Consider the following 26674-nt stretch of genomic DNA (forward strand, 5'->3'; position numbering starts at 1 on the left):
GGAACATGTGCCTTTTGCCACGGAGAGATCATCGTCATATGACTGTAAGCCGGCTCGAACGGCCGGCTTACAGATATTTTTCTTAAGGTCTCAACCGGCAATTTTCGCGAAATCCGCGACCTGACCGGTGGCCGCGCGGATGCGGTCGAGCAGCGCCAGGCGGTTGGCACGTACGGACAAGTCCTCATCATTCACGAGAACACCTTCAAAGAATGAATCAACGGGTTCGCATATTTCGCTAAGAGCCCGCAGAGCTCCAGAAAAATCTTCTTTTTCAATGGCCTGGCGAGATTCTTTTTCGGCTTGAATCAAAGCAGAAAATAGCGCCGCCTCGGCATCATCGCGAAACTTATCTGGATCCACGGGGCCTGTAACAACGGTTCCCTTTTTCTCTTCAGCAGCGAGAATGTTTATCGTACGCTTAGCTTGAGCTACGAGGTTCTTGCATTTTTCAGTTTCAATCAAACTCCCAAGGGCTTCGACTTGGCGAACAATCTGCAAAAGATCATCGCTCTTCGATTCGCTAGCCTTGCCTGCTTCACGAGATATCTGCGCATTTCCACCTGCCAACACTGCATCGATAAGATCGTGCCGTGCGCCTCGATCGCGGAGGTAGACTTTCAAGCGGTCGTGAAAAAAGCTGAGTAGGTCGACACGAAGCTTATCTATCTTGTCCACCATTTCTTCGACAACGACATCGACATCAGATCGCAATTTGTCCCTGTCAAAGGTGATGCTTGCGCCCAACGACTTTCCAATGTTGGCCTTGGCTAACGCCAAGACAAGCTCGTCGGTCCTGTTGCGTTCGCCTCTAAACTGCATCTGCTTAACAATGGCACTTCCACCAAGCTCTATCGCAGTGGCGAGACTCAGTCTTATCTCATTTTCGATCAATATTCTGACAACACCCAGCGCAGCACGCCGTAACGCGAACGGATCCTTGCTGCCGGTTGGCTTTTCATCAATCGCCCAGAAGCCGATCAGCGTGTCGAGCTTGTCGGCCAGCGCCACAGCAACCGAAATCGGGTCGGTCGGCACACGGTCCGACGGACCCTGCGGCTTGTAGTGCTCCTCGGCGGCTGCGGCGACAGAGAGATGCTCACCCTGTAGCAGTGCATATTTTCGGCCCATGGCACCCTGCAACTCAGGGAACTCACCAACAACCTCGGTTTGTAGGTCTGCTTTTGCCAATACGGCAGCCCGAGAAACCAACTTGGCTATCTCTTTAAGGTTCAGGTATTCGCTCACTTGAAGAAGCGTGAGGCTATCGTTTTGTGCACGATCTGGCGAAGCTAGAAACCAATCCGATATGGCTGGCGCCAGCTCAACGGCCAGCCGCCTGATCCGCTCAACGCGCGCGCCTTGCGTGCCGAGCTTGGCATGGAAAGTCACGCCGAGATGGTCGAGGCGGGCCATGCGCTGGTCGAGCGGCTTCTTCAAATCGAGCTCGAATTTTTTCGCCGAGGCGTCGAGCTGGACGAGATCAGGCAGATCGCCCTGGTCGGTCGTCCAGAAATAGAGCGCGTCGGAGAGGCGCGCGCGCACCACCTTGCCGTTGCCGTGGGCAATCTCCTTACCACCGTCCCTGGCCTCGATGTTGGAGGTGAGGATGAAGCGGTTGGACAGTGCGTCGCCTTCGCCTTGCGGCCGCGTGACAAAGCACTTCTGGTTGGCGCGGATGGTCAATCGGATCACCTCGGCCGGAATGGCGAGAAATGCCTCTTCAAACTCACCCATCAGCACAACAGGCCATTCGACCAGCCCGGATACTTCCTCCAACAGCCCATCGTCCTCGACCAGGTCGAGCCCGTTGGCAAAGGCGAGGTTGCGAGCGTCGGCGAGGATGATCTCCTTGCGCCGATCGGCGTCGAGCACGACCTTCGCGGCCTCCAGCTTGCTCACATAATCGTCGAAGCGACGCACGGTGATCTCGCCGGGCGCCAGGAAGCGGTGGCCATAGGTGGTGTTGCCGGAGCGAATGCCGTCGATCTCGAAATCGACCACGACAGGCTCCTCGGTCTCCGGGCCGAAGGTGCACAGGATCGATTGCAGCGGCCGCACCCAGCGCAGCGAGCCCGGCTTGGCCGAGGCCGGCCCCCAACGCATCGATTTCGGCCAGGGAAAATTGCGGATGATGCCAGGCACCAGCTCGGCGATGATCTCTTCGGCCGCCCTGCCCGGCTTCGAAATGTGAGCGACATAGAAGTCGCCCTTCTTCGGATCGGAGTGGACATGCGCCTCGGCGACCGAAGACAGCCCGGCCTTGCGCAGGAACCCCTGGACCGCCGGCTCGGGGGCAGTGGTGGAAGGTCCCTTGATCTCTTCACTTATGTCCTTCGAGCGCGCCGTCAGCCCCCTGATGTCGAGCGTCAGTCGCCGCGGCGTCCAGTACTCGCGCGCCGCCTCATAGGTCAGCCCCGCCTCGACCAGACCGTCGGTCAGCATCTTCTTGAGATCACCCGCCGCCTTGCGCTGCATGCGGGCGGGAATCTCTTCCGAGCGGAGTTCTAGAAGCAGGTCAGGCATGGTTAGCTCCTCACCCTCCCCTTGATGGGGAGGGTCGGCGCGTTAGCGCCGGGGTGGGGTGGCGGCGTCTCGGTCTCAAGCGCCTTCGGCGTCTTGCGGGCCAAGGTGGGGTTTTCGTTCTTCCACCGCCGCATAAATCGTATCGAGCACGGAATCCAGTTCGTTTTTGATTTCATGGTTCCAGAAGCGGATGACGCGATAACCCTGGCTCTCAAACCATTTTGTTCGACGCTCGTCATGGCGTTGCTGCTCATCGAAGCTGTGATGGGCACCGTCCACCTCGATGATCAACTTTAACCGATGTGAGATGAAATCAGGGAAGTAGATACCGACCGAAGCTTGCCTGCGAAAATGAGTGCCTTCGACTGGAATGCGCCACAGATGCCGCCACAAGATGCGCTCTTCGTCGGTCATTGCCGCACGAAGCCGTTGCGCGGACTGCAGCTTGAACCGATCGAGTTTCGGCATGGAAAGTCGCGCCAGCACCCCCACCCGCCGCTTCGCGGCGACCTCCCCCATCCAGGGGGAGGTAAGAGGGCATAGCAACTCGGCTGGCCGCTGTCACCCTTTCCGCGAGGTGATCGCCGACTTCGGCTGATTTCCAGAAACTTTGGCTGCCCTGTCGGGGCGCGGCGATCCGGTCCGTCCTTGGGTCAAAGATTTCCATGAACCGAACGCAGCACTGAAGCGACCCACGCTCAGGCAGGGAACTATTGGCTGAACGACGATGAAAACGGCATCCAGACTTCTGCAGATCCTCGCGCTCAGCGCCTGCTTCACGGCGCAGGTCCACGGCGCCTTCTCGATGCCGGGCGTGCGGCAGGCGCTGCGGACGATGGCCGGACAAAGCAGCCAGGTCCTGTCGCCGGTCAACGCTTCACACGAAATGATAAGGGGTGCCTGACTCAGGCCGCCAAACCACCAGCCTGCGTCTTCAAGAACGCCTCGCCGCAGGCCTTCGCCAGATTGCGCACCCGCAGGATGTAGCTTTGCCGCTCGGTGACCGAGATCACGCCGCGCGCGTCGAGCAGGTTGAAGACGTGGCTGGCCTTGATGCACTGGTCGTAGGCCGGGAAGACCATCTTGTGCATCGGCAAATTGTCGTTCGACGCCGGCGCACCGGCATCGAGCAGTGCCTTGCACTCGGCCTCGGCGTCCTCGAAATGCCTGAGCAGCATCGCCGTGTTGGCGTATTCGAAATTGTGGCGCGAATATTCCTGCTCGGCCTGCAGGAAGACGTCGCCATAGGTCACCTTGTCGGCGCCTTCGCGGCCGTTGAAATTGAGGTCGTAGACATTGTCGACGCCCTGCACATACATGGCCAGCCGCTCCAACCCATAGGTCAGTTCGCCGGCCACCGGCGCGCATTCGATGCCGCAGACCTGCTGGAAATAGGTGAATTGCGAGACTTCCATGCCATCACACCAGCATTCCCAGCCAAGGCCCCAGGCGCCCAGCGTCGGGCTTTCCCAGTCGTCCTCGACGAAGCGGATGTCATGCAGCAGCGGGTCGACGCCGATCGCCTGGAGCGAACCGAGATAGAGTTCCTGCAAGTTCGGCGGGTTAGGCTTCAGGATCACCTGGTACTGGTAGTAATGCTGCAGCCGGTTCGGGTTCTCGCCGTAGCGGCCATCCTTGGGACGGCGCGAGGGCTGGACGTAGGCGGCGTTCCAACGACGCGGCCCGAGCGCGCGCAGCGTCGTTGCCGGGTGAAACGTTCCGGCGCCGACCTCCATGTCGTAGGGCTGGAGGATGACGCAACCATAGGCGGCCCAGTAATTGTGCAAGGTCAGGATCAGCCCCTGGAACGAGCGGCTGGGATGCATATGGGCGGGAATTTCAATCGTCACGGGTGGCCTCGACAGCAAAGGCTAGCTTGCCGGCACGTCCTAGAGACACGACGGCGAAGCGTCAAGCAAGGCACGTCGGATGCGGACGCCGAACGGGTGCGACGCAACGTTGAAGGTTTGCCGGGAACTGGCCCATTGCCGACCTCGGGAGGCTGCGGTCTGCTTCGTCCCCTGCAGCCCACAACAATAACGACAGGTCCAATCATGCCTAGCCCCATCCTCGTCCGCCCGGTCACGCGGCAGGATTTCGACCGATGGCTACCGCTGTGGGACGGCTACAACGCGTTTTATGGCCGCTCGGGCGAGACAGCGCTGGCGAGCGAGATCACGGCGATGACATGGTCGCGCTTTTTCGACGCCTATGAGCCGGTCCATGCGCTGGTCGCCGAAAGCGAGGGACATCTCCTCGGCCTCGTGCACTATCTCTTTCATCGCAGCACGACGGCAATCGCACCAAACTGCTATTTGCAGGACCTTTTCACGACAGAGGCTTCGCGTGGAAAAGGCATCGGCCGGGCGCTGATCGAGGGCGTCTATGAGCGCGCCCAGGCCGCCGGCTCGGGCCGGGTGTACTGGCTGACGCACGAGACCAACCAAACGGCGATGAAGCTCTATGACAAGGTCGGCGAACGCTCCGGCTTCGTCGTGTACCGGAAGCTTTTTTAAGAACTGCGCACCGCTCCAAACGAAAACGGGGCCCTGAAAAGAGCCCCGTTCGCATTCAAAAACCGACCTCACCCCTTCGGAGCGGGCACCGGCTCGGGTTTGACCTTCGGGGTTTCCTGCGCCGTGTTGGATTCGATCGGCGGCAAGCCCTTCATCAGCTTCTGCTGCAGCGTGGCCAGCACATCGGGATCGGGCTTCAGGTCGCGGGCCTGGTTCCACTGGAAAGTGGCTTCCAGCTTGCGGCCGACGCGCCAGTAGGCGTCGCCCAGATGATCGTTGAGAACCGGATCCTCCGGCTTCAGCGATACGGCACGCTCCATCTCGCGCACCGCGTCATCGAACCTGCCGAGCCGGAAATAGGCCCAACCCAGCGAATCCACGATGTAACCGTCGCTCGGCCGGAGGTCGACGGCCTTCTGGATCATCGCCAGGCCTTCCTTGAGGTTGGTGTTCATGTCGACCCAGGAATAGCCGAGATAGTTAAGCACCTGCGGCTGGTCGGGCTGCAATTCCAGCGCCTTGCGGAAATTCGGCTCGGCCTTTGGCCATTCCTTCAGGCGCTCATAGGCGATGCCGCGCTGGTAGAAGATGTTCCAGTTGGCCGCGGTCGGGGTCTTCAGCACCTCGACAGCCTTGTCGTAGAGGTTGGCGGCCGAGCGGAAATCATCCTTGGAGGAATAGACGCCGCCGAGCGCCAGATAGGCGCGCATGTCGTTGGGATGGGCGTCGACGAAGGCCTTCAGGTGGGTGATCGCCTCGTCATGGCGGTCGAGATCGGCAAGGTTGAGGCCAAGCTGCAAGTCCGAAAGCTCTTTCAGCGGCGAAGAATCAGGGATGCGCCGATAGAGCGCGATGGCGCCCTCGCCGTCCTTCAACTGTTCGGCGACGGCGGCGAGCTGCACGAGGGCCGCGTCGCTGTCAGGCCGCAGAGCCAGGGCGTATTGCAGATAAAGGCGGACGAACGGCTCGCCGCCACCACGGTTGAGCGCGGTGGCGAGATCGAGCAGGATTTCGGAAGCGCCGTCGGACGGACCTGAGACAAACGGCGCGATCTTGTCGCCCTTGGCGATCCTGTCGCGCAAGGTGACGATTTCGAGCTTGCCCGGCGAAAACGTTTCGGCCTGATCCAGCACCGATATCGCCTTGGCCTTGTCGCCCCTGCGGGCCAGGAACGAGGCATAGGCCTGGGCATTGCGCATCCAGGTTTCAGGCGCCGCGCCGCCGGCGGTCGTGTCCTGCATCGTCGCGGCGTAGATCGCCTCGGCCTTCTCGGGCATGTTGGAGGCATCGGCGATCAGCGCGCGGTGGAAGGACTTGAACAGGCCGAACCAATCCGGGCCCTGAAGCTTGTCGATGGAGGCCATTGCATCGCTGGCCTGGCCGGCACCCTGTTGGGCCCAACCGGACATGACGCCGGAGATCAGCCGGTCGAGGTCGGATTCCAGCGACAGCTTGAGCCAATACTGCGCCTTGGTGAAATCCTTCTTGTGGAAGGAATCGACGGCCAGCGCCAGGCGCGAGAAGCGCTCGACATCGGGCACCTCCTTGAGCTTGTCGGCATAGACCAGGGATTCGTCGAAGCGTCCTTGCGCGATCAGCGACAGCATCAGGCTCTGTTGCAGGCCGGTGTCGCTCGGGTCGAAGGCCAGGGCCTGCTTGTAGTAGGCGATGGCGCTGTCGAGGTCGTTGTCGCCTTCGGCGATCCGGGCGGCCAGATAGGCACCCGAGAACGAGGAAATCTTGACCGGTTCGGTGGATTGCTTGGCATAGACCGGCAAAGCCGAGATCGCCATGCCCGTCACAATTGCCAGCCTTGTCAGCCAGCGCGCACGTCCTTGCTGCATCGTATCCCTTTCAGCCAGGCGCCATCTCCGCGTCAGCGGGATCGACGTAGACTCGATCTTTCCGGGCAAAGCATGGCCTTTTTGGGGTCGCGCTTCAATCCGCCTGAAATTCACAATCGGGTCAGCCGATTAACAAACCATGGCTGGAGCGGATTTTCGACCGGGGAAAAGCCGGCGTCAAGGTCAGCGCGGCACGACGGACCGCTGCACCTTGGTATCGGGAAAGCCGCCGGCCGCTATCGCGCCGCACAACTCGTTCCATTCGCAGCCGCCGCAAGCCTTGCGTACGCCACCAACGGAAAACGCCCGGCGCATCCGCGCCAGTGTTGCCGCATCGAGATCGAGGCGGACGCCGGGTTGGATTGGCAGGGCCAGCAAATCCTCGACATCGCGTGCCGCAAGCCGGTCCCGCTCGATGACGCTCTCGTTGAGACAATGCGGTTCCGGCCCATCGAGCAACGGCGCGCAGACATCATCCGGACCGGAGACGAGGAGAATGTCCTCGCCCCGGCTCAGGCGCAGCGCGATCGCGTCATAATTGACGGTGAAGGCGGGGCTGTACCCCTTGCCCACATAGGTCAGCAGGCAAAGGAGGTGATGGGCGCGCAGCCTGACCGTCACGGATTGGCCGGCCTGGCCTTGCCGCCGCGCAGCGCCATGAGTGTCGCCGCACCGAGCGCCGACTTCAGCAATCCGCCGACGATGAACGGCAGGAAGCCGAAGGTCATGGCCTTCTCGGCGCCGATCATGACGGCAAGCCATGCCGTGCCGAGAGCCAGGCAGGCCAGATTGCCGAGCAGCATGGCGGCGAAGGCAAGCACCACCCTGTTGCCGTTCCAGCCGCGCTCGGCCAGCCAGCCGACCAGCGCGCCGGTGACCGGAAAGGCGAAGAGATAGCCGCCGGTCGGCCCGACGAAATGCGCGGCGCCGGCAGCGCCGCCGGCCAGGACCGGAAAACCGGCCGCGCCCTCGACAAGCCATGCGGCGATGGTGATTGCGCCAAGACGCCAGCCATAAAGCGCACCGATCAATGTCACGGCGAAAGTCTGCATGGTCACTGGCACCGGCACCATCGGCACTTCGATGTAGGATGACAGCGCCAGGAACAGCGTCCCGAGCACGACGGCTCCAACTTGCCAGGCGAGCGAGCGATCCTGGAGCCGAAGCGGGCTGAAGGACGGCTTGCGGGACGTGAATGCGATGTCTGTCATAGGGTTTCCTTCGACCGATTTGAAATTATAGATAATTTCTGTTTTCGATCTATTATCGAATCCACATTTCTCGCGACATAGCAAGCCTTCCCACGACAAAGACCCGTCTGAACTGCGTCGCGACGCGCTTGAGGTCATTGTTTTATGGATGTCGCGCCAAATTGGGAGCCACTTTTGGGCGACATGCCTCAACCCACGATCGCGAAGGCCTCGCGCGTCGCGCCGGAGGCCGTCCTGACCGGCTTGCGGCCGATCCATTGGACATGGCGCCCCAGCGTTGCAGCGGCCGATTCGGTGTTTCCCTGCCGCAAGGCGGTCAGGATCGCCCGATGGTCCTGATCGGTGCGCGTCTCCCATTCCGATCGCCACGCCGCGAACAGGAAGCGGGCACTGGCAGCATGCAGATCGTCGATGGTGGCGAGCAGGCGGGGCATGGCGCATGGCGCCAGGATCAGCCGGTGAAAGGCGCGGTTGGCTTCCTCCCACGACCTGACGTCGCGGGACTTGTCGCCGGCCTTGGTCGCTTCCTCAGCGAGGTCGAGAATGGCCGACGTCAGATGTGGCGCGGCATGGCGCAGTGCCAGCACTTCGAGGGCGGCCCGCATTTCGGCGACCTCCTTGACCTCGCCAAGATCGAATGCGGCGACACGCACGCCGCGGCGCGGTTCGCTGACGGCCAGGCCTTGCGCCTCCAGGCGGCGGAAGGCCTCGCGCACGGGAACATGGCTGGTGTGGAATTCTTCGGCGACATGATCCTGCCGCAGCCTGGCCCCCGGCTCTATCGCACCCGAGATGATGCGGTCCGCCAGCACCTTGCTGATGCGCACCGCGATGGTGTCGTCCGTGCCCTTTGCCATGTTTTATAGATAATTTGCGGCAGGGCAGCTTGTCGAGACGGCGAGGCCGTATTCATCGGCGTTCTCCCCAGCACAGAGCCAAGGGAATTCCGATAGGGCCGGCCTTTTCAGTTCACCCGGCTGATGCAGAAATCGATGACGTCGATCAGCGCCGATTTCTGCGGCGTTTCTTCCAGCGGCGCCAGCGCGTCGCGGGCGATTTCACCGAAATGGCGGGCGCGGCCGATCGTGTCGGCGATGGCGCCATGGCGGGTCATCAGGCCGATCGCCTTTTCCAGGCCCGCGTCGTCGACGATATTATCCTCGATGGCGCGTTTCCAGAAAGTCCGCTCGGCCTTGGTGCCGCGCCGGTAGGCGAGAATGACCGGCAGGGTCACCTTGCCCTCGCGGAAATCGTCACCGACATTCTTGCCCAGATCCTTGCTGGTGCCGCCATAGTCCAGCGCATCGTCGATCAACTGGAAGGCAAGGCCGAGATTCATGCCGTAGGAGCGCAGGGCCGCGCGATCGTTGCGGGTCGCCTGGGCAATGACGGGGCCGACTTCGGCGGCGGCCGAAAACAGCGCGGCGGTCTTGGCCTTGATGACGGCGAAATGCTCGTCCTCGGTGGTCTCCAGGTTCTTGGCGGCGGCAAGTTGCATGACCTCGCCCTCGGCGATGATCGAGGCAGCGCTCGACAGGATGTCGAGCGCCTCGAGCGAGCCGACATCGACCATCATGCGGAAGGCCTGGCCGAGCAGGAAGTCGCCGACGAGCACGCTCGCCTGGTTGCCCCAGATCATGCGGGCGGTCTTCTTGCCGCGCCGCATGCCGCTCTCGTCGACGACATCGTCGTGGAGAAGCGTGGCCGTGTGCATGAACTCGACCGAGGTGGCGAGCTTGACGTGGCCCTCGCCGGCATAGCCGAACATCTGCGCGGCGGCGAGCGTCAGCATCGGCCTGAGCCGCTTGCCGCCGGACGAGATCAGATGGTTGGCGACCTCGGGAATCATCTCGACGTCAGAGCCGGCCTTGGACAGGATCAATTCGTTCACGCGCCCCATATCGGCGGCCGTCAGATCGATGAGATCCTTGATGGAGGCGGGTTCCCGCTTCCCGTTTTCGATGTTGAGAACGACACCCACGACAATCACTCCCGTCTTGGTATAACGCGTGCGACGGCACCCTTAGTCCCGGCATGGACTCTAGGGCGGCGGACACGGCCACGGCAAGTGGCGAATTGGCGCGGCGTCGGTAACAGCCTGTCAACCGCTGGAGGAGCGAGGTTCGGCCAGGGAATCTCCGCCCGTTTACATCAATAGCGCAAACTGCGAGTTTCATCGGATGATAGAACTTGTCCGCACAAACGATGCCGTGATCATCTCCTTCGTCGAATCGCTGATGCGCGACGCCGGCATCGCCTGCTTTGTCGCCGATCAGAATATGAGCATTCTCGAAGGGTCGATCGGTCTTTTGCCGAAGCGCGTCATGGTCGACGCCGACCAGGTCGATGCCGCGCGGCGTATCCTGACGGACGCCGGCATCGCCAACGAGATCCGCACAAAATAATGTCGGCCGCGCCAGCCGCCCCTGCCCTTGATACCCTTGGCCCGGACACGCCGGCCCATACGGTCGACGCCTTCCATCGCGGCCGGTTCTGGCTGGTGCAGCCCAAGCATGGCGGCCATCGCGCCGGCATGGATGCGATGATGCTGGCTGCGTCCGTACCATCCGCCTTTGGCGGACGCCTCGCCGATTTCGGCGCCGGCGCCGGCGCCGCCGGCCTGGCCGTGCTGTCGCGATGCCCCGCGGCCCAGGCCGTGCTGGTCGAACGCGCGCCGGAAATGGCGGCCTTCGCCGCGGCCACCCTTGTTCATCCCGGCAATGCCCATCTCAGCGATCGCGCATCCGTGCTCGTCGCCGATGTCGCGGTATCCGGCCAGGCCCGGGCGGCGGCAGGTCTGGCCGACAATGATTTCAACTACGTCATCATGAACCCGCCCTTCAACGCCGCCCGGGACCGCGCCACGCCTGACCGGCTGAGAAAGGAAGCCCATGTCATGGAGGACGGGCTGTTCGAAAGCTGGATCCGCAGTGCGGCGGCGGTGGTCAGGCCGCGCGGCGGGTTGGCCGTCATCGCGCGGCCCGAACAGCTCGGCGCCATCCTCGACGCGATCGCGGGCCGTTTCGGCGATGCCGAGATGCTCGCCGTGCACCCTCGCCCCGACGCAGCGGCGATCCGCATCGTCGTGCGCGCGGCGCTGGGAGCCCGCGGAAAGCTCGCCATCCGTCCGCCCCTGATGCTGCACGCGCAATCGGGCAATGGCCCCGACGAGCGCAGCGAAATGATCACCAACGGTCTCGCCTCGCTGTTTGGAGATTGAGCTATTCCTGGCCGCCACATTGCCGTTGGCCGGGAAATCCCTACATGCCTGCAACGCAATCGACCGGAGACCGCGTCCTCGTGAAACGTCTTTTCAACCGCCTGCTGCCGAAATCCTGGCGCTCCACCGTCGTCACCATTCCGGTCATCCGGCTGCACGGCACCATCATGTCGGGCGGCCAGTTCCGGCAGAACCTGTCGCTGGCCTCCACCGCCGGCCTCATCGAGAAGGCCTTTTCCTTCGACGCGCCGGCGGTCGCCGTCTCGATCAATTCGCCCGGTGGCTCGCCTGTGCAGTCGCGGCTGATCTTCAAGCGCATCCGCGACCTGGCGAACGAAAAGAACAAGAAGGTCCTGGTTTTCGTCGAGGACGTCGCCGCCTCCGGCGGCTACATGATCGCGGTCGCCGGTGACGAGATTTTTGCCGATCCCTCCTCCATCGTCGGCTCCATCGGCGTGGTCTCGGCGTCGTTCGGCTTTCCTGAACTGATGAAGAAGATCGGCGTCGAGCGCCGTGTCCACACCGCCGGCCAGAACAAGGCGGTGCTCGATCCGTTCAAGCCCGAGAAGAAGGAGGACGTCGAGCGGCTGAAAGCACTGCAGCTTGAGGTCCACGACACCTTCATCGATCTGGTCAAGGAGCGGCGCGGCACGAAGCTGAAGGACGATCCGGACCTGTTCACCGGCCTGTTCTGGACCGGCAAGAAAGGCCTGGAACTCGGCCTCGTCGATGCGCTCGGCGACATGCGCACCGTGCTGAAGACCCGGTTCGGGGCGAAGACCCAGCTCAGGCTGGTCTCGGCGCCGCGCGGCTTCCTCAGCCGCTTCGGCCTGTTCGGCTCGAGCAAGGGCTTTTCGGCGCCCGATATCGCCGGCGCTGCCGCCAGCGGCATCATCGATGCGGCGGAAGAGCGCGCGCTGTGGGCTCGCTTCGGGCTTTGAAAACCGGGCGAAACCGTCTAGCATGAGCGCTTGTAGTCTTGTGCATGTCGTTTTCCCAAAACCGGACACAGTTTTGGGCAACATGCATCAACCGACCCGACCGGCCGCCTTCGCCGGCCCAGCGTGGGAGGAGTTTTGACATGCCGCAGATCATTTTCTTCACCGTCGTTGGCGTCGCCGCCTATTTCGGCTACCGCACTTTCGTCCGGGAAGCCGAGCGTGTGACGGCCAAGGTACGACGGACTGAAAAGCAGGCGGCCAACGGCGCCATGGGGACGCTGGTCAAGGATCCGAAGACCGGCGAATACCGGCTGGCCAAGGACTGAGCATCATCCCCCACACGACTGACGCCGTGGACACCGAGATCGGTTCGCGCACCTGGCCCGCGCATGCCAAGATTAATCTGGCGCTACATGTCACCGGCAGGCGACCTGACGGCTATCACCTGATTGAAAGCCTGGCGGTGTTCACGCGTTTTGGCGACCGGGTCGAAATCGCGCTCGCCGGCAGCGACGATTTCACCGTGTCCGGCCGCTATGCGCCTGCGGTTCCCCTCGACGCCAGCAATCTCGTGCTGAGGGCGCGCGACGCCTTGCGAAGGGAGGCTGGCTCCGAGCGAACTCCGCCCGTCGCCATAAAACTCGAAAAGAACCTGCCGGTCGCCTCCGGCGTCGGCGGCGGATCGAGTGACGCGGCGGCCGTATTGCGCGGGCTGGTACAGACATGGGACCTGGCCATCGACGATGCCGGGCTGGCACGGATCGGCCTCTCGCTTGGCGCCGACGTCCCGATGTGCCTGGCGGCAAAGCCGCTGGTGGCGCGCGGCATTGGTGACGAGCTGTCGATGGTGCCGGATTTTTCGGCGCTTGGACTGGTGCTGGTCAATCCGGGCACGCCGGTCTCGACGGCGGAAATCTTCGCAGCGCTCTCCCGCCGCGACAATGGACCACTGGCGCCACTGCCGCGCAGCATCGATTTTCACAGCCTGCGCAACTGGCTGGAGGTCACCCGCAACGATCTCGAACCGGTAGCCGTGGCGCTGCAGCCCGCCATAGGACGGGCGCTGTCGTGGCTTGATAAGGCCGGATCGGGGTTTTCACGCATGTCCGGATCGGGCGCGACATGCTTCGGCCTGTTCGAGACCGGCAATGTCGCCAAGCGGGCGGCAGCCGAAATACGCGGTCGCCAGCCCGACTGGTTCGTCGCGGCGACGCGCAGCATCGCATCGGAGGCTGAGTGATATGGCTGGGACCAACGAGAGCCGTTCGTTCATTCCGGTTCGCATCGCGGTGCTGACCGTTTCCGATACGCGCAGCCTTGCCGACGACAAATCCGGCCAGACATTGGCCGATCGCATCACCGAGGCCGGCCATATCCTGGCCGCCCGCGATATCGTCACCGATGACCGCGACAAGATCCGCGACACGGTCCTGGCGTGGTCGCGGGACAAGAATATCGATGTCGTCATCACCACCGGCGGCACCGGCTTCACCGGGCGCGACGTGACGCCGGAGGCGCTGGAGCCGATCTTCGAAAAGCGCATGGACGGCTTTTCCGAAGTGTTCCACCGCATCTCCTACGACAAGATCGGCACCTCGACGATCCAGAGCCGGGCGACCGGCGGCGTCGTCAACGCCACTTTCGTCTTCGTGCTGCCGGGCTCGCCCGGCGCCTGCAAGGACGCCTGGGACGGCATCCTGAAGGCGCAGCTCGACTACCGCCACATGCCGTGCAACTTCGTCGAGATCATGCCGCGCCTGGACGAACATCTGCGGCGCGGCAAGTCGGCTCCGTAAAAGCCGAGGGCAAGCCCCGGTTTCACGCCGCGTTTGCCAGGCAGAACGGCGCCGGCGCCTTCGAAACGCCATTCCAAACCGGATGCCGGAGAAAGTACCTTCTCGTGGAACGGCAACAGCCGATCCCGGCAAGGATGATGCGATGAACGAGCATACCGGCGGATGCCATTGCGGCAACATACGTCTGCGATTTTCAACCGAACTCGATCCATCGCAAATCCAAGTCCGCGCCTGCCAATGCCCGTTCTGCATCAAGCATGGCTCGCGCGCCGTCGCCGATCCGGACGGCAGGCTGGCCGTCTCTGTCAGGGATATCGAGCGGTTGCGCAGATACCGGTTCGGGTTGAGGACGGCCGACTATCTGATCTGCGCCGATTGCGGCGTCTATGTCGCCGCGATCACCGGAGACGATGCTAGAGCAATCATCATCATCAATGCCCTGGACGACCAAAAGGCGTTCAGCCGCGAGCCTTTCCCCGTCGATTTCGACGGGGAAAGCAGAGAGCAACGCGAAGCCAGGCGTCGCCTCCGCTGGATGCCGGTCGAGATCAGCTTCGACTGATCCCGCTCAGCGGATGACCGGCTCTCCATGGAAGCGCCGGCGTGACGGGCGCGAAACACCGAAGCCCACCTCCATCATCAGCCTCGGCGTGCGCGCCGGCACGGTGCCCATGTGGAAGCCGAACGGGTCCTCGACGAAGCCGAGGCCAGCTTCGCCTGTCAGCGTCACCGGGCTTTGCTCGCCATAGACGTCCAGCACCTCCTGGGCGGGATGGCCGACCAACAGGGTCAACTGATGCTTTATGGCGCGGCGCCTATGGCTGCCCCTGACATAGACATGCGGACCGGTGTCGGCGTCGACAGGCCTGAGGTAGAAGAAGAATTTCAGCATGCGCCAGTCATCGAGGTCGAAATGATACTTGCCGAGCGAGGCAAGGTTCTTGTCGGCGTCGGAGGCCTCGCCGGTTGGAAAGCTCCACCAGACGCGTGTGGTGATCAGTTTCGCCTGGCCGCCGAGATAGTGCGCGGCTATGTCGAGCAGCAGCGGGTCGCGCTGTATGGCGAGTGCCGCCGGGCAGTCGAGGATGCGCTCGAAATAGTGTCCGCTGAGCAGCGAGCGAGCCAGGCGTTTCTCGGCTTGCGCATGCTCGCCCGGCATGAATTCGAGACGGCGGTCGAAATTGCCGAAGCAAGGCGTGCGGTCCGCGAAACGCGCGATCTCCTCATGAATTTCCCATGGCAGGACCAGGCCTGAAAACAGGCCGTCAGAGCGCAGCGCATCGACCACCGCCGCCCGCTCGACACCGGAAAACATCGTATCCCCAAGATTGTCGGCAGGACGGGCGCGTTTTGCACCCAGCCAATGCATTCGGCGCCCGGGCATTGTGCGCGCCAGCATGAACATCGGCAGCCAGGCAGGGTTTTCGCGCAGGTCCGTGAGATAGGTCGGAATGCGCACGGCGATGCGCCGCAACAGGCCGCCATTGCGCGCAATGGCCTCGAGACTGGCGGCGCCGGATTTGTCTGGGGTTGAAAGGTTCATCGGGTCCTCGTCCGTGAGCGTGAACCCGATGCCGCATCGGTGCTCACCACTCGTATGACCCAAACCCACTTCACCACCTCCGGGAGAGGTTAACCCCGCGTCACGTTTTGTGCAATGCACAATGGACAGAGCACATGCAAAAAATCACTTTGGCGAGCGGTGCTGCTGCTTCGGCGGCGCTACCCAGATCTCGGCGTCGAGCCTCTTTGTCGCCAGGCCACGCGCCAGCGCCTCGGCGCTACCGGCGCTCTTCGACAAGGACGCGGCTTGCCGCTTGCTGATCACCAGCCCATCGGCGAGCGCACGGTTTCCCGAAAAGACCCGAGCCAGGAACGGTGTGCGGCTGCCCCGCGCGCGTGAGAATCGCGCCGCCATGGTTTGCCGCGCCGTGTGGGCGACAACCGCATCGATCCACCCCTCCACCAGCCGCGCGCCCGGCTCCAGCAGCAGCAGCCAGTCACCCTTGGCCTGCCGGATCCCCAAGGCAATGCCGCCGCTTGCCACGTACTGGCAGCCGGCATGCTCGGCGACATGATGCGTCTGGTCCGTGGAGCCGGTGTCGCAGACGACGACCTCGCGCACCACGCCCTCGACAGCGCCGCCAATCAGCGAGCTGAGCGTACGGGCGAGAGCCTCCTCGTCATTGCGCGTTTCAATGAGAACACTGAGCATGTTTAGCCGAATAGCGGAAAGCAGCGCATAGCGCCAGTTTTTGCAGCGCAGCATAGAAAGTTCTTGATTTGTTCTCCTCGAGAAAATAGGAATAATTTCATGAACCGAGCGATTCGAAACAACATGGACAGTCCCTGGGAGCGGGCCAAGATGGAACCGATCGTGCGCGCCGACATTGCAGCCTTCGGAGCTGGACGAGCCGAGATGGCCAATGCGATGATCGAGCAGAGTGGCATGCGTATCCGTCCGGACCGCAATCGCGGCCGGTCGGCGGGCATCAATCCGTCCGGCCGGTTCGAGCCGATCAGCCGCCATGTCTTCGATGATGGCTGGGATTCGCTGGAGGAGCTGCCGCCCTTCAAGACCGAAGTGCAGGTTGAAAAGCCGCGCACCATCATCACCCGCAACGAATCGCCTGACATCTCCTTCGACCGGTCGATCAACCCCTATCGCGGCTGCGAACATGGCTGCGTTTATTGCTTCGCACGGCCGACGCACGCCTTCATGGGCCTATCGCCGGGCCTGGATTTCGAATCCAAGCTGTTCGCCAAGCCGGATGCGGCACGGTTGCTCGACAAGGAACTGTCGAAGGACGGCTACCAGCCGCGCACCATCGCCATCGGCACCAACACCGACCCTTACCAGCCGATCGAAAAGCAATACCGGATCATGCGCGAGATCCTCGAAGTGCTGGAAGCGCGTGGCCATCCGGTCGGCATCGTCACCAAGTCCGCATTGGTGACGCGCGATATCGACATCTTGTCGCGCATGGCCGAGCGCGGACTGGCCAAGGTGGCGCTGTCGGTGACGACAATGGACCGCATGCTGGCGCGCACCATGGAACCCCGTGCGTCGACGCCGACCAAGCGGCTGGAGGCGATCCGGCAGCTTTCGGATGCCGGCATTCCGGCTTCGGTCATGGTGGCGCCGATCATCCCCGGCCTCACCGACCAGGAGATGGAACGGATCCTCGATTCGGCGCGCGCGGCGGGTGCGCGCGAGGCGGGCTACGTCGTTCTGCGCCTGCCTTTGGAGGTCAGCCCGATCTTCAAGGACTGGCTGCTGCGCCACTATCCCGACCGTTACCGCCACGTGATGTCGCTGATCCGTTCGATGCGCGACGGCAAGGACTACGATTCGGAATGGGGCAAGCGCATGAAGGGCGCCGGACCCTACGCCTGGCAGATCGGCCGCCGCTTCGAGATCACCGCCAAACGGCTCGGCCTCAACGCTGAGCGGCGCACGCTGCGCACCGACCAGTTCGTCGCGGCCGGAAAGGACCAGGAGCAGTTGATGCTGCTCTGAACGCCCCCTTCGCCGCCGCCGCTTCATTGCGGTCGCGGCAAAGAATCCCGTCCGGCCTGCCCCGGCCTGCAGACGGTGCCCTCCCGGTCCGGCGCCCCACCCGACCCGGAGGGACTTGCGGAGAATCGGAGCCGATGCGAACCTCGCCGCAACATGGCTCGCGCGCGTTCCGATTCTCCGCTTCTCTTCGAAATCGTCGAGAAACCCGATTTCTCCTTCGAGACGAAGGCGATGGCTGACGGGCTATGGCCTGTCGCGGGAATGGATGAGGCCGGCCGCGGCCCGCTGGCCGGGCCGGTGGTCGCGGCCGCGGTGGTGCTCGACCCCGCCAACATCCCCGAAGGCCTCGACGATTCCAAACGTCTCAGTCATTTGCAGCGCGAGGCGCTGTTCCTGCGCATTCTTGGTTCCGCACAGGCGGTTTCGATGGCCTCGATCAGTGCCGAAGGCATCGATAGCAGCAACATCCTCAAGGCAAGCCTGGAGGCGATGCGGCGCGCGCTGGTCGGGCTGTCGGTCCGCCCGAAACTCGCGCTTGCCGACGGCCGCGATGTGCCGCCCGGACTGCCGTGCGCCGGCCGCGCGTTGATCAAGGGCGATCAACGCTCGCAGTCGATCGCCGCCGCCTCGATCGTCGCCAAGGTGATGCGCGATCGCATGATGTGCGGCTGCGGCAGCCATCACGACCGCTACGGCTTTGAAGTCCATATGGGCTACGCCACGGCCCGCCACCGCACGGCGATCGAGGCGCACGGCCCCGTCGCGCGGCTGCACCGCGTGTCGTTTGCGCCGTTCAGGCTGGGCGGGGCTGAAGTGCTTGAAGAAGAGAGCCTGGCCGGGCTGGATTGAGCTGACGGCGTTATTTCTCGGAGATTGCCGAGGGCAGCGGTGTAGGCCGATCTCCCCCCTCGAAAGGGAGATGGCCGGCAGGCCAGAGAGGGTCGCCGCTCATGAAGCGCCGACTTTTCTATTCTACGTCGCAAAGATTGCGTTGAGACCGGTCGAACCGACCCCCTCTGTCGCCTTCGGCGACATCTCCCCCTCGAGGGGGGAGATTATCCGCGCCACAAACAAAAAAGCCGCCAGGTTGCCCGGGCGGCTCCATGTCGGCGGCTTGAGAACCGCTCAGTTCAGCTTGGCCTTCACGTCCGCGAGCGAAGCCTTGAACAGGTCGGCGCCGGCCTTGACATCGACCTTTGCGGCCAGCAGTGCGCGGGCGGCTTCGACGGCGATGTCGACGGCGCTGGCGCGCACCTCGGCGACCGCATCGCGTTCAGCCTGACCGATCTTCTGTTCGGCAAGAGCGGTGCGCCTGACAACGTAGTCCTCGGTCTTCTTGTGTGCGTCCGCGGCGAGCATTTCGGCCTCGCGCTTGGCGGCCGCGACGATGTCGGCAGCCTCCTGCTCGGCTTCCTTGCGCTTCTTCTGGTACTGGCCGAGCAGCTGCTGGGCCTCGTCGCGCAGCTTGCGCGCCTCGTCGAGCTCACTGCTGATCCTGGCGGCACGGGCATCGAGCGCCTTGGCGATCAGACCCGGCACCTTGATGTAGATGGCGACGCCCAGGAAGATGATCAGGGCTATCGTTGCCCAAAGCGTTGCGAGAGATGTGGCGTCCATGATGCGCTCCTCACCGAGCCACGGATTTGACCGCGGCCGCGATCTCGGTCTTGCTGGCCTTGCCGCCACCGACCAGTGCCTCGACGATTGCCGAAGCTGTATCCTCGGCGATGCTGCCGACTTCCTTCATGGCATTGGCCTTGATGGAAGAAATGCGTGCTTCGGCCTCGCCAAGCTTCTCGTCGAGCGCGGCCTCGATCTTCTTGCGCGTGGTCTCGGCTTCCGCCTTGGCCGCATCGTTGGCCTGCTGGCCGATCGAGTTGGCGTTCTTCTTGGCTTCCGCCAGTTCCTGCTCGTAAGCGGCAACGGCGGCGTCGGCCTCGCCCTTCAACTTGCTCGCCTGGTCGAGATCCTGGCTGATGCGGTCGTTGCGAACATCGATGATGCCGCCGACGCGCGGTACCACGACCCGCTTCAGGAAGAGGTAGAACAGCCCAAAAGTGATCGCCAGCCACAGAAGCTGCGACGGGAAGGTCGCAGGATCGAACGGCGGAAATGCGCCATGTGCCTCGGCAGGCACGCTGGTGCCGGAATGCGTGTCGCCTCCGGTCGCGGCATGGCTGGTATCGGCGGCAGGCGCTGACTCTTGCGCGAAGGCAGATGTCACGAACATGGACTATCCCCTGATATCAGGCCCGCCGCTTTCGCGGCCGGCCTGTCCAATCTTCCCAGTTGCTTCAGCCGAACAGGGCCAGAAGCGCGATGAGAAGCGAGAAGATGCCCAGAGCTTCGGTCACAGCGAAGCCGAAGATCAGGCGGCCGAACTGACCATCAGCAGCCGACGGGTTGCGCAGCGCGCCCGAGAGGTAGCTGCCGAAGATGTTGCCCAGGCCAATGCCCGCGCCACCCATGCCCAGGCAAGCGATGCCGGCGCCGATGTACTTTGCTGCTTCTGCGTCCATTTGTTAACTCCTTTGGATCTGAAATTCCGTTGGTATTCCATCCGGGCCCAATGTTCGAAACTCTTGGGCCGGAAACTCTTTGGCTCAGTGCCCGGGATGCAGGGCGTCGTTGAGGTACATGCAGGTCAGCACCGCGAAGACGTAGGCCTGCAGGAAGGCAACCAGCAATTCAAGCGCCGTAAGCGCCACGGCCATCGCCAGCGGCAGGACAGAGCCCGCCACGCCGACCGCGCCGAGCGCGGAGAGGCTGACGACGAAGCCTGAGAACACTTTCAGCGTGATGTGGCCGGCAAGCATGTTGGCGAACAGACGAACCGAGAGGCTGACCGGGCGCGACACAAAGGAGATGACTTCGATCAGTACCACCAGCGGCAGCAGGAATACCGGCACGCCGTGCGGCACGAATAGTTTCAGGAAGCCGAGACCATGCTTCATGAAGCCGTAGACCACCACGGTTCCGATCACCAATGCAGCAAGGCCGAAGGTGACGATGATGTGGCTGGTGACGGTGAAGAAATAGGGAAACAGGCCGAGCAGATTGGCGACCAGCACGAACATGAACAGCGAGAACACGAACGGGAAGAACTTCATGCCCTGCGTGCCCGCGGCGTCGCGCAACATGTTGCCGACGAATTCGTAGGCCATCTCGGAGATCGACTGCAGCCGGCCGGGAACCAGGCTGCGGCTCGACGTCGTGAGGAACAGGAACGCGGCAGCCACCACCACGGTCGCGACCATGAACAGTGCCGAATTTGTGAAGGACAGGTCATAGCCGCCGATGTTAATCGGAACCAGCTTGATGATATGGAACTGGTGGATCGGATCGACCTTGTCAGCTGCCACGTTCTAACCCCGTCAATGCCGCGAACGGCCAAATTACCATTGCCGCACGAGGGCGGCTATTTCCAAATACCGCCTGAAGGGCGGTCATTTGCTGTCGTCCCGGTCAGAGCGCGATTTATTGCCCTGTCCGAATTCTGCCACAACGCCCGCGGAACGCATGACATTGAGCACGCCGGCGCCGAAACCAAGCAGCAGGAAAACGATCAGTCCCCATGGCGAGGTCCCCGCCATACGGTCGATGATCCAGCCGATGCCCGCGCCCACCACCACGCCAGCGATAAATTCACTGGAGAGTTTGACCGCCTGGCCATATCCGGCCGCACTGCCCGCTTTCGCGTCGTCTTTCCCCTCGAGCCGGTTCGGTAGCCTTGTCGCAAGCGATGCTTCAAGTTCACGCCGACGTCGCTCAAGATCGTCGTCGCGGATGCCGGTTTCATGCTGATTGCCGCGGCCGGTTTCTCCGGTTCCGTCTGGCCTGTTTTTCTCGGCCATCGCAACCCCCCTGCCCGGTCAGACCGTCACCGTCCGTCCGCTTCTAAAGTCGCCGGCAACATAGTTAGAGGGTTTGCGCCCGTCAAGCCACGGGCGGAAGATCATTGCCATGTATTTTTGGCAATGAAATCAAATAATTAGTGAGGTGCGACATCGTGCCCGCCGCGACGATGGGGATGCGTCGCGCGAATCCCCCGGGCAATGGCTCCCCAATCGAGCCCGTAGCCGGCGGAAAAGACCAGCGGCCGACAGCCCCTCAGCTCCACCCGCCGCCATAGGTGCGGTAGAAGATATGCAAGCCGATCTTGGTCATCTTCTGCATCGTGCGAGCCCAGCCCGGATGGACATATTGGGCATAGTAGTGGGTCGACGACCCGACCTCCGGGATAAAGATCTTGCCGGCGGTGACGGCCATGGCGATGTCCTGCGCGGTCTTGTAGGCGACCGGGCTGTCGATGCGCTTCTTCCTGCCGTCGCAAGCGAAGGAGAACTGGCAGCGGTTGAACCAGCTATCGTTCTGGTAAACGACGCCGCAGATCGAATTGGGATAGGCCGGATTGCGGACGCGGTTGAGGATGACCTGGGCAACGGCAGCCTGGCCGCGCACGGACTCGCTCCTCGCCTCGAAGTAGATGCCGTTGGCCAGGCATGCCTGCTCCTTCTTGGAGAAGACACTCTCGGGCAGCGGATTCTGTATCCACCAATGGTCACCCTTGGCCATCGGTGGAATGAAGCGGCCACTGTTGGGCTGCTCATCCTGAAGCAGGGCTTCGAAGGGCGAGGCCTTGGCATAGTCCGGCTCGGATTGCGCATAGGCCGTTGCCAGCACATCCGGATGATCATTGTTGACCAGGGCCGCAAGCATGGCCGGCACGCCGGGATCCGGCTTCTTGTCTTCACGCGCATGGAATTCCGCGGCGATCTGGATTTCCTTGCCTTTGATCTGGGGCTTGGCAAAGGCCATTTTCAGGTCGCTGTCCATGCTCGGCCGCATCAAGGAGGAGGTCCGCTGGAAGATCGAACCGGCGTTGAAATTCTTCGGCGGTGCAACGGGAGACACCTGGACAATGCGGCCCTTCTTGTCGGCGCGCATGACGCGATCCTCGTCGGGCGAGCCGCTGACCTTGCCGCCCTTGCCGCGAAACGAGACAGAGCCGACGCCCGCCAGGTGAATGCCCGATCCGGAGATCGAGCCGGTGACATCGGAATCAACGAACGGCATCTCGGCCGCATGCACGGAACCGGCGACGGATCTCTCGACATAGGAATTCCAGCGCGCGGTCGGCGATTCGAGGCCGGAAACCAGGCTGGTCATGTCCTGGTAGGCGGCGACGGTCGGGAAACCGATCCAGATGCCGAGGCCGATGATGAGCGGAGACACAAAATTGCGCTTCTTCTCACCGGCGGCGGCAGCAAGCCGCTTCAAGACGCGTCGATGCACGGAACTCTCTCCAGGAACGCTACTGACCCCACTGGAGAGCAAAATGATGCATTAACCTTGATGGGACGTTAACGGGATCGATCGGGTTTTCCCGGTCGGCTCAAGGTCGTGGTTTCGAAGTCGGGCGGTTTTGCGGCGGGAGAGCGGGCAGCGTGCGGGCTTGCCGCTGTAGGACGGACTTAACCGGATATCCACATTCCAGCCGTTAGATAAAGCCGGTTCGAAACAGCGGCGCCGCGAGCAGGCGACAGAGGCAGGTCGTGGAGAGCACAACCGCGAATGGCGGAGCAAGGACCGCAGTAGCCCAGCGTCCGCAGCTTCATAGCCTGACCTCGCTGCGAGCCGTGGCAGCCCTGTCTATCTTTTTCCATCACCTGCAGGAATTCGGCATCGATGCGTCTCGACCCATCTGGGGTATGGATCTCGGTTGTGCTGTATCGTTCTTCTTCGTCCTGTCCGGTTTCGTATTGTCATATGGTTTCGAGGGACAGTTCCGGACGTCCCGCGACATGAGAAATTTTATCGCTCAAAGATTTTTCCGGCTGTGGCCGGTTCATATGCTGTGCAGTTTCTTTGCCTTGGTGACACTTCAAGGCCCGGTAAGCGCCCTGACCGCTTATCTGACCACAACGCTGCAAAGTTCGTGGATTCCGGCTTTTGGTACTGCCTTCGCCTACAACGGCGTCTCATGGTCGATATCGGTCGAGCTGTTCTTCTATCTGGTGCTGCCGTTCATCCTCACCCTCAGGCCGCGCCCAGCGACAATGCTGATCTACGGTTGGACACTCGCGGTCTTCGCGTTGCTTACCCTGACCGTAGTTTTGCCGCAGCCGTTTTTTCCTCCACCTTCCAAGCAGCCGATGTTGGACCTCTATGTAACGGATGCTTCCTTCGCCCAGCTCTTTCCGCCCTTGCGCATGGTCGAATTCCTGAGTGGCGTCGCTGTCTATCAGCTGTTCAGGCGCCTCCACATCCCGGACAGATGGGTCACGCCTTGCCAGATCGCTGTTGTCTTCGGCGTGGTGCTTTACGCCAGCCTGCATGCTGGAGTTACGCAAGCGCTCGGCAGGCACACGTCAATCATCGCATCGGTTGCCTATCGAGAATACGGAATGTACCCGCTGTTTGCGGTCATGATTTATGTCTTTGCGCATCAGGGCGGCAGAATCTCAAATATCCTATCCTCCCGTCCTTTGGTTTTTCTGGGAGAAATCAGCTTCTCGTTTTATATGATTCATCAGATCGTCATCATCAATCTGTCCCACAATTTCAATTTTGTTCGTCTCCACGGATCAATCACGGCAGCAATTTCCGCTGGACTGATCAGTCTGCTGTTTTCGATCATTCTACACCGAACCATTGAAAGCCCGTGCATTGCTTGGGCCAAGAGACGGTTTCCATTCATGAGACAGCCGCTGACTTCCGCAGAAATGCCACTTTTCATAGTGCCCTAGCTCGGCCCAAGACCGATCGTGGCAACGGCCGCAGGAAGATCGGCCATGCGATCAGTGCGCAGATGGCGGCCGACAGCCAGACGCCGGACCATGACCACAGGTGCAGCAGCCCGGGAATGGCCACCGGCACCAGGAAGAAGCCAACGAAAACAAAGGTGTTGGCCAGGCTGAGCGCGGTTCCGACATGGCCGGCGCCGGCAAGCGTGGCAAGCTCGGTATAGGCAACACCATGCCAGGCGGAGACCGAGATGCCTGCGGCAATCAGCACCAAGGGAAGAACAGCGATCAGGAAGGGCTGGCCGCCCGGCATGGCGGGGCTAGCCAGGACCAACACCCAGAGCACCACGAAGGCAAGCGCGCTGAGCGCACTGCATCTGCGAAGAAACTGGCGACGATTGCCGTGGCGGTCGGTGAAGCGGCCGCTCCAGACGCGCATGACCATGGCGCCGATCTGCACGGCCGCGAGGCTCGCACTGATCGCGGCGGTTCCCAGCCCTGCGAAGTCGTGCAGAAACACCGACGCGAACGTGAGCACCGCCACCTGTGGGAAGCAGAGCAAGCCGATAGCGGTCGCGATGCGCCAGACCTCGATGTTGCGCAGCGGCGCCGATCCGGCCGCGGCCGGCGAAACGACGTGATCCACGGTCGGCGGCTCGTGCAGCCAACGCCAGGCGAACAGGGCGGAGAGAGCGGAGGTGCCAGCCAGGAGCCCGAACACCGCGGAAAAACCGAAAACCAGGGCGAGCGACGGCAGGACAAGCGCGCCCAGGCCACCGCCAAGCGGCACCGCCGTCTGACGGATGCTCATGGCAAAGCTACGTTCGTTTTCCCGGAACCAGCCCATGATGGCGCGGCCGCTCGAGCCGTTGACGCTGCCGCCCAATAACCCGGTGACGAGCAGGCTTGCCGACAGGAGCGTGACATCGGGAATGCCTGACCTCGTCGGTACAACGAGCATGGCCATGGCAAGCAGCCAGGCCGCCGTCGCGCCAAGCCCGATCAGAAGCACACGGCGATCGCCCCAGCGATCGGTGAGCAAGCCCCAGGGCAATTCGCTGAGCGCAACGCCCAGTCCGAGGAGGCCAAGCGCCAGGCCAAGCTCGGCATTGCTCAATTGGTAGCCCTGCCGAAGCACGACGGCCGTTGCCGGTATGCCGGAGAAGGTGGCCGAAAAACTGGCGTTCGCAGCGACACCGATGCCCAGGACCTTCCAGCGATGGCCGGGGCTTAACACCCTTCTGGCGGGGCCGGCAGCCCTGTCTTGCAGGATTTGTGTTGGCTCTTGGTCGGCGCAGTCGGCGATGGCGGACATGATTTCGTTCCCATGGGGGTCCAGTCGCCTGGACCTTGACGCCATCTCTCTAGCGCCATAGTTTTGTCCTTAAAATCAGGAACTTTTTGACTATACATCCTGAAAAACAGGACGTTTCCATGCAACGCGTGACCTTCGACCTTGACGTTCTGCGCAGTTTCGTCACCGGCATGGAGCTCGGCAGCTTTGCCAAGGCCGCCGAAAGGCTTGGCCGGTCGACCTCGGCGGTCAGCGCGCAGTTGAAGAAACTGGAAGAGCAGGCAGCGACGCCGATCTTCCGCAAATCGGGGCGCGGCCTCGCCTTGACGGAGGCCGGCGAGACCATGCTGGGCTATGCGCGCCGGCTGCTCGAGTTGAATGACGAGGCGGCGGCCGCCATCCACGATGTCGAACTGGAAGGCTGGGTGCGGCTTGGCCTGCAGGAGGATTTTGGCGAGGCGGTGCTGCCCGACGTGCTCGGCCGCTTCACCCGTGCGCATCCCAAGGTCAAGATCGAGGCCAGGATCGCGCGCAGCTTCGAGCTGGCCGACAAGATCACGTCAGGCAGTCTCGATATCGCGCTTGCCTGGCACAATGGCACGATGCTGCCCTATAGCGAGCACGTCGCCGACGTTCCAATGCGCTGGGTTGGTCCGGCCAAGCGCATCGAGACAAGCCTGCGCGACGGCGAGCCACTGCCGCTGGTGGCACTGGAAGCACCGTGCCTGCTGCGCACGGTGGCGACGGAAACGCTCGACCGCGCCGGATTGCCCTGGCGCATGGCCTTCTCCAGCCCGAGCCTTGGCGGCATCTGGGCGGCCGTGGCCGCGGGGCTGGGGTTGACGATCCGCACCGACATCGGCCTTCCAGCCAGCGTCAGCGCGATCAAGCCGGAGATTGCCGGCCTGCCGGCGCTACCCAAGATGGCGCTGTACCTGCATCGCCGGGATGCCGAACTCGAGCCGGTGGCGGCGCGGCTGGCGGACATATTGCTGGAGGCGGCGCGGCAGGCATTGCCCGACAATGCGCGGACTACCGGCTTGCGCGCCGTGGCCTGATC

General features: G+C 62.7%; 30 protein-coding genes. 13 read left to right on the top strand and 17 right to left on the bottom strand.

What is annotated here, in order from left to right:
• Positions 1 to 90 precede the first annotated feature (90 nt).
• Complete coding sequence (glyS, locus tag AC07UC_RS27470; RefSeq protein WP_494908024.1) at positions 91 to 2526, bottom strand: glycine--tRNA ligase subunit beta; 2436 nt, start codon at positions 2524 to 2526, stop codon at positions 91 to 93.
• Positions 2527 to 2601: 75 nt separating this feature from the next.
• Positions 2602 to 2994, bottom strand: a complete 393-nt coding sequence (locus AC07UC_RS27475) for an endonuclease domain-containing protein (RefSeq protein WP_494908025.1) — start codon at positions 2992 to 2994, stop codon at positions 2602 to 2604.
• Positions 2995 to 3253: 259 nt separating this feature from the next.
• Between AC07UC_RS27475 and AC07UC_RS27480 the strand changes: the two genes are divergently transcribed.
• Positions 3254 to 3430, top strand: a complete 177-nt coding sequence (locus AC07UC_RS27480) for a hypothetical protein (RefSeq protein WP_494908026.1) — start codon at positions 3254 to 3256, stop codon at positions 3428 to 3430.
• Between the two features lies 1 nt (position 3431).
• Here the strand turns inward: AC07UC_RS27480 and AC07UC_RS27485 are convergent, their stop codons facing one another.
• A complete protein-coding gene (locus tag AC07UC_RS27485) occupies positions 3432 to 4352 on the bottom strand; it encodes a glycine--tRNA ligase subunit alpha (RefSeq protein ID WP_171883367.1) in 921 nt (306 codons plus the stop codon).
• A 228-nt stretch (positions 4353 to 4580) separates the two neighbouring features.
• On the opposite strand from AC07UC_RS27485, the gene AC07UC_RS27490 reads away from it, so the two are divergent.
• Complete coding sequence (locus AC07UC_RS27490; protein ID WP_202323372.1) at positions 4581 to 5042, top strand: GNAT family N-acetyltransferase; 462 nt, start codon at positions 4581 to 4583, stop codon at positions 5040 to 5042.
• Between the two features lie 68 nt (positions 5043 to 5110).
• On the opposite strand, the gene AC07UC_RS27495 is transcribed toward AC07UC_RS27490, so the two are convergent.
• The 5 genes from AC07UC_RS27495 to AC07UC_RS27515 all read right to left on the bottom strand — a co-directional run bounded on the left by AC07UC_RS27495 (position 5111) and on the right by AC07UC_RS27515 (position 10078).
• The gene (locus AC07UC_RS27495) at positions 5111 to 6886 is read right to left on the bottom strand and encodes a tetratricopeptide repeat protein (protein WP_494908027.1); all 1776 of its coding nucleotides are present in this window, start codon (positions 6884 to 6886) and stop codon (positions 5111 to 5113) included.
• A gap of 183 nt (positions 6887 to 7069) precedes the next feature.
• Positions 7070 to 7507, bottom strand: coding sequence for a DUF1284 domain-containing protein (locus AC07UC_RS27500; protein WP_494908028.1), 438 nt, complete (start codon positions 7505 to 7507; stop codon positions 7070 to 7072).
• Entirely contained in the window at positions 7504 to 8097 is a 594-nt protein-coding gene (locus AC07UC_RS27505; RefSeq protein ID WP_494908029.1) for a biotin transporter BioY, read from the bottom strand. The genes AC07UC_RS27500 and AC07UC_RS27505 overlap by 4 nt, the downstream gene beginning before the upstream one ends.
• A gap of 188 nt (positions 8098 to 8285) precedes the next feature.
• Positions 8286 to 8954, bottom strand: a complete 669-nt coding sequence (locus AC07UC_RS27510) for a GntR family transcriptional regulator (RefSeq protein ID WP_096455875.1) — start codon at positions 8952 to 8954, stop codon at positions 8286 to 8288.
• 107 nt (positions 8955 to 9061) lie between these two features.
• Complete coding sequence (locus AC07UC_RS27515; protein ID WP_140768996.1) at positions 9062 to 10078, bottom strand: polyprenyl synthetase family protein; 1017 nt, start codon at positions 10076 to 10078, stop codon at positions 9062 to 9064.
• Between the two features lie 199 nt (positions 10079 to 10277).
• On the opposite strand from AC07UC_RS27515, the gene AC07UC_RS27520 reads away from it, so the two are divergent.
• From AC07UC_RS27520 to AC07UC_RS27550, 7 genes are all read left to right on the top strand, one after another.
• A complete protein-coding gene (locus AC07UC_RS27520; protein WP_202323376.1) occupies positions 10278 to 10502 on the top strand; it encodes a putative signal transducing protein in 225 nt (74 codons plus the stop codon).
• Positions 10502 to 11317, top strand: coding sequence for a tRNA1(Val) (adenine(37)-N6)-methyltransferase (locus AC07UC_RS27525; protein ID WP_494908030.1), 816 nt, complete (start codon positions 10502 to 10504; stop codon positions 11315 to 11317). Before AC07UC_RS27520 ends, AC07UC_RS27525 begins: the two co-directional genes overlap by 1 nt.
• Positions 11318 to 11397: 80 nt before the next feature.
• Complete coding sequence (locus AC07UC_RS27530; RefSeq protein WP_140769000.1) at positions 11398 to 12258, top strand: S49 family peptidase; 861 nt, start codon at positions 11398 to 11400, stop codon at positions 12256 to 12258.
• Positions 12259 to 12398: 140 nt separating this feature from the next.
• Positions 12399 to 12584 (top strand): membrane protein, encoded by a 186-nt coding sequence (locus AC07UC_RS27535; protein ID WP_013896713.1) that lies wholly within the window; start codon positions 12399 to 12401, stop codon positions 12582 to 12584.
• A gap of 26 nt (positions 12585 to 12610) precedes the next feature.
• The gene (locus AC07UC_RS27540) at positions 12611 to 13498 is read left to right on the top strand and encodes a 4-(cytidine 5'-diphospho)-2-C-methyl-D-erythritol kinase (RefSeq protein WP_202323378.1); all 888 of its coding nucleotides are present in this window, start codon (positions 12611 to 12613) and stop codon (positions 13496 to 13498) included.
• Position 13499: 1 nt separating this feature from the next.
• Entirely contained in the window at positions 13500 to 14054 is a 555-nt protein-coding gene (moaB, locus tag AC07UC_RS27545) for a molybdenum cofactor biosynthesis protein B (RefSeq protein ID WP_202323379.1), read from the top strand.
• Between the two features lie 142 nt (positions 14055 to 14196).
• The gene (locus AC07UC_RS27550) at positions 14197 to 14616 is read left to right on the top strand and encodes a GFA family protein (protein WP_494908031.1); all 420 of its coding nucleotides are present in this window, start codon (positions 14197 to 14199) and stop codon (positions 14614 to 14616) included.
• 6 nt (positions 14617 to 14622) lie between these two features.
• Here AC07UC_RS27550 and AC07UC_RS27555 read toward each other — a convergent pair whose 3' ends face one another.
• Entirely contained in the window at positions 14623 to 15597 is a 975-nt protein-coding gene (locus tag AC07UC_RS27555; RefSeq protein ID WP_202323381.1) for a hypothetical protein, read from the bottom strand.
• 144 nt (positions 15598 to 15741) lie between these two features.
• The gene (locus tag AC07UC_RS27560; RefSeq protein ID WP_202323382.1) at positions 15742 to 16269 is read right to left on the bottom strand and encodes a glycosyltransferase; all 528 of its coding nucleotides are present in this window, start codon (positions 16267 to 16269) and stop codon (positions 15742 to 15744) included.
• A gap of 150 nt (positions 16270 to 16419) precedes the next feature.
• Here AC07UC_RS27560 and AC07UC_RS27565 point away from each other — a divergent pair, with 150 nt between their 5' ends.
• A complete protein-coding gene (locus tag AC07UC_RS27565; protein WP_494908999.1) occupies positions 16420 to 17574 on the top strand; it encodes a PA0069 family radical SAM protein in 1155 nt (384 codons plus the stop codon).
• A 153-nt stretch (positions 17575 to 17727) separates the two neighbouring features.
• Positions 17728 to 18423: a ribonuclease HII gene (gene rnhB / locus AC07UC_RS27570; protein ID WP_494908032.1), complete on the top strand. Its 696-nt coding sequence runs from the start codon at positions 17728 to 17730 to the stop codon at positions 18421 to 18423.
• Between the two features lie 276 nt (positions 18424 to 18699).
• Here rnhB and AC07UC_RS27575 read toward each other — a convergent pair whose 3' ends face one another.
• The 6 genes from AC07UC_RS27575 to AC07UC_RS27600 form a co-directional block, all read right to left on the bottom strand.
• Positions 18700 to 19191, bottom strand: coding sequence for a F0F1 ATP synthase subunit B (locus AC07UC_RS27575; RefSeq protein ID WP_140769016.1), 492 nt, complete (start codon positions 19189 to 19191; stop codon positions 18700 to 18702).
• Positions 19192 to 19201: 10 nt separating this feature from the next.
• The gene (locus AC07UC_RS27580) at positions 19202 to 19804 is read right to left on the bottom strand and encodes a F0F1 ATP synthase subunit B (RefSeq protein ID WP_056564126.1); all 603 of its coding nucleotides are present in this window, start codon (positions 19802 to 19804) and stop codon (positions 19202 to 19204) included.
• Positions 19805 to 19868: 64 nt separating this feature from the next.
• Positions 19869 to 20093, bottom strand: coding sequence for a F0F1 ATP synthase subunit C (locus AC07UC_RS27585; protein ID WP_013896722.1), 225 nt, complete (start codon positions 20091 to 20093; stop codon positions 19869 to 19871).
• Positions 20094 to 20177: 84 nt separating this feature from the next.
• Entirely contained in the window at positions 20178 to 20936 is a 759-nt protein-coding gene (locus tag AC07UC_RS27590) for a F0F1 ATP synthase subunit A (protein ID WP_019856924.1), read from the bottom strand.
• A gap of 84 nt (positions 20937 to 21020) precedes the next feature.
• Positions 21021 to 21428, bottom strand: coding sequence for an AtpZ/AtpI family protein (locus AC07UC_RS27595; protein WP_140769018.1), 408 nt, complete (start codon positions 21426 to 21428; stop codon positions 21021 to 21023).
• A gap of 256 nt (positions 21429 to 21684) precedes the next feature.
• Positions 21685 to 22869, bottom strand: coding sequence for a cell wall hydrolase (locus tag AC07UC_RS27600; protein WP_140769019.1), 1185 nt, complete (start codon positions 22867 to 22869; stop codon positions 21685 to 21687).
• 260 nt (positions 22870 to 23129) lie between these two features.
• Between AC07UC_RS27600 and AC07UC_RS27605 the strand changes: the two genes are divergently transcribed.
• Complete coding sequence (locus AC07UC_RS27605) at positions 23130 to 24323, top strand: acyltransferase family protein (RefSeq protein WP_494908033.1); 1194 nt, start codon at positions 23130 to 23132, stop codon at positions 24321 to 24323.
• Here AC07UC_RS27605 and AC07UC_RS27610 read toward each other — a convergent pair.
• Positions 24310 to 25635 (bottom strand): MFS transporter, encoded by a 1326-nt coding sequence (locus tag AC07UC_RS27610; protein WP_494908034.1) that lies wholly within the window; start codon positions 25633 to 25635, stop codon positions 24310 to 24312. The two genes, AC07UC_RS27605 and AC07UC_RS27610, sit on opposite strands and share 14 nt — an antisense overlap.
• A gap of 119 nt (positions 25636 to 25754) precedes the next feature.
• Between AC07UC_RS27610 and AC07UC_RS27615 the strand changes: the two genes are divergently transcribed.
• Complete coding sequence (locus AC07UC_RS27615; RefSeq protein WP_494908035.1) at positions 25755 to 26672, top strand: LysR substrate-binding domain-containing protein; 918 nt, start codon at positions 25755 to 25757, stop codon at positions 26670 to 26672.
• The last annotated feature ends 2 nt before the right edge of the window (positions 26673 to 26674 follow it).

The sequence above is a fragment of the Mesorhizobium sp. GW821-FHT04C10 genome, from assembly GCF_059420305.1.

Bases quoted from the DNA above. Each gene is read 5' to 3' on its own strand.
- moaB (WP_202323379.1), top strand. From the start codon at position 13,500: ATGGCTGGGACCAACGAGAGCCGTTCGTTCATTCCGGTTCGCATCGCG.
- AC07UC_RS27550 (WP_494908031.1), top strand. From the start codon at position 14,197: ATGAACGAGCATACCGGCGGATGCCATTGCGGCAACATACGTCTGCGA.
- AC07UC_RS27575 (WP_140769016.1), bottom strand. From the start codon at position 19,191: ATGGACGCCACATCTCTCGCAACGCTTTGGGCAACGATAGCCCTGATC.
- AC07UC_RS27490 (WP_202323372.1), top strand. From the start codon at position 4,581: ATGCCTAGCCCCATCCTCGTCCGCCCGGTCACGCGGCAGGATTTCGAC.
- AC07UC_RS27595 (WP_140769018.1), bottom strand. From the start codon at position 21,428: ATGGCCGAGAAAAACAGGCCAGACGGAACCGGAGAAACCGGCCGCGGC.
- AC07UC_RS27535 (WP_013896713.1), top strand. From the start codon at position 12,399: ATGCCGCAGATCATTTTCTTCACCGTCGTTGGCGTCGCCGCCTATTTC.
- AC07UC_RS27555 (WP_202323381.1), bottom strand. From the start codon at position 15,597: ATGAACCTTTCAACCCCAGACAAATCCGGCGCCGCCAGTCTCGAGGCC.
- AC07UC_RS27510 (WP_096455875.1), bottom strand. From the start codon at position 8,954: ATGGCAAAGGGCACGGACGACACCATCGCGGTGCGCATCAGCAAGGTG.
- AC07UC_RS27495 (WP_494908027.1), bottom strand. From the start codon at position 6,886: ATGCAGCAAGGACGTGCGCGCTGGCTGACAAGGCTGGCAATTGTGACG.
- AC07UC_RS27475 (WP_494908025.1), bottom strand. From the start codon at position 2,994: ATGCCGAAACTCGATCGGTTCAAGCTGCAGTCCGCGCAACGGCTTCGT.
- AC07UC_RS27505 (WP_494908029.1), bottom strand. From the start codon at position 8,097: ATGACAGACATCGCATTCACGTCCCGCAAGCCGTCCTTCAGCCCGCTT.
- AC07UC_RS27565 (WP_494908999.1), top strand. From the start codon at position 16,420: ATGGAACCGATCGTGCGCGCCGACATTGCAGCCTTCGGAGCTGGACGA.
- AC07UC_RS27485 (WP_171883367.1), bottom strand. From the start codon at position 4,352: ATGCATCCCAGCCGCTCGTTCCAGGGGCTGATCCTGACCTTGCACAAT.
- AC07UC_RS27520 (WP_202323376.1), top strand. From the start codon at position 10,278: ATGATAGAACTTGTCCGCACAAACGATGCCGTGATCATCTCCTTCGTC.
- AC07UC_RS27615 (WP_494908035.1), top strand. From the start codon at position 25,755: ATGCAACGCGTGACCTTCGACCTTGACGTTCTGCGCAGTTTCGTCACC.
- AC07UC_RS27585 (WP_013896722.1), bottom strand. From the start codon at position 20,093: ATGGACGCAGAAGCAGCAAAGTACATCGGCGCCGGCATCGCTTGCCTG.
- rnhB (WP_494908032.1), top strand. From the start codon at position 17,728: ATGGCTCGCGCGCGTTCCGATTCTCCGCTTCTCTTCGAAATCGTCGAG.
- AC07UC_RS27560 (WP_202323382.1), bottom strand. From the start codon at position 16,269: ATGCTCAGTGTTCTCATTGAAACGCGCAATGACGAGGAGGCTCTCGCC.
- AC07UC_RS27610 (WP_494908034.1), bottom strand. From the start codon at position 25,635: ATGTCCGCCATCGCCGACTGCGCCGACCAAGAGCCAACACAAATCCTG.
- AC07UC_RS27580 (WP_056564126.1), bottom strand. From the start codon at position 19,804: ATGTTCGTGACATCTGCCTTCGCGCAAGAGTCAGCGCCTGCCGCCGAT.
- AC07UC_RS27480 (WP_494908026.1), top strand. From the start codon at position 3,254: ATGAAAACGGCATCCAGACTTCTGCAGATCCTCGCGCTCAGCGCCTGC.
- AC07UC_RS27525 (WP_494908030.1), top strand. From the start codon at position 10,502: ATGTCGGCCGCGCCAGCCGCCCCTGCCCTTGATACCCTTGGCCCGGAC.
- glyS (WP_494908024.1), bottom strand. From the start codon at position 2,526: ATGCCTGACCTGCTTCTAGAACTCCGCTCGGAAGAGATTCCCGCCCGC.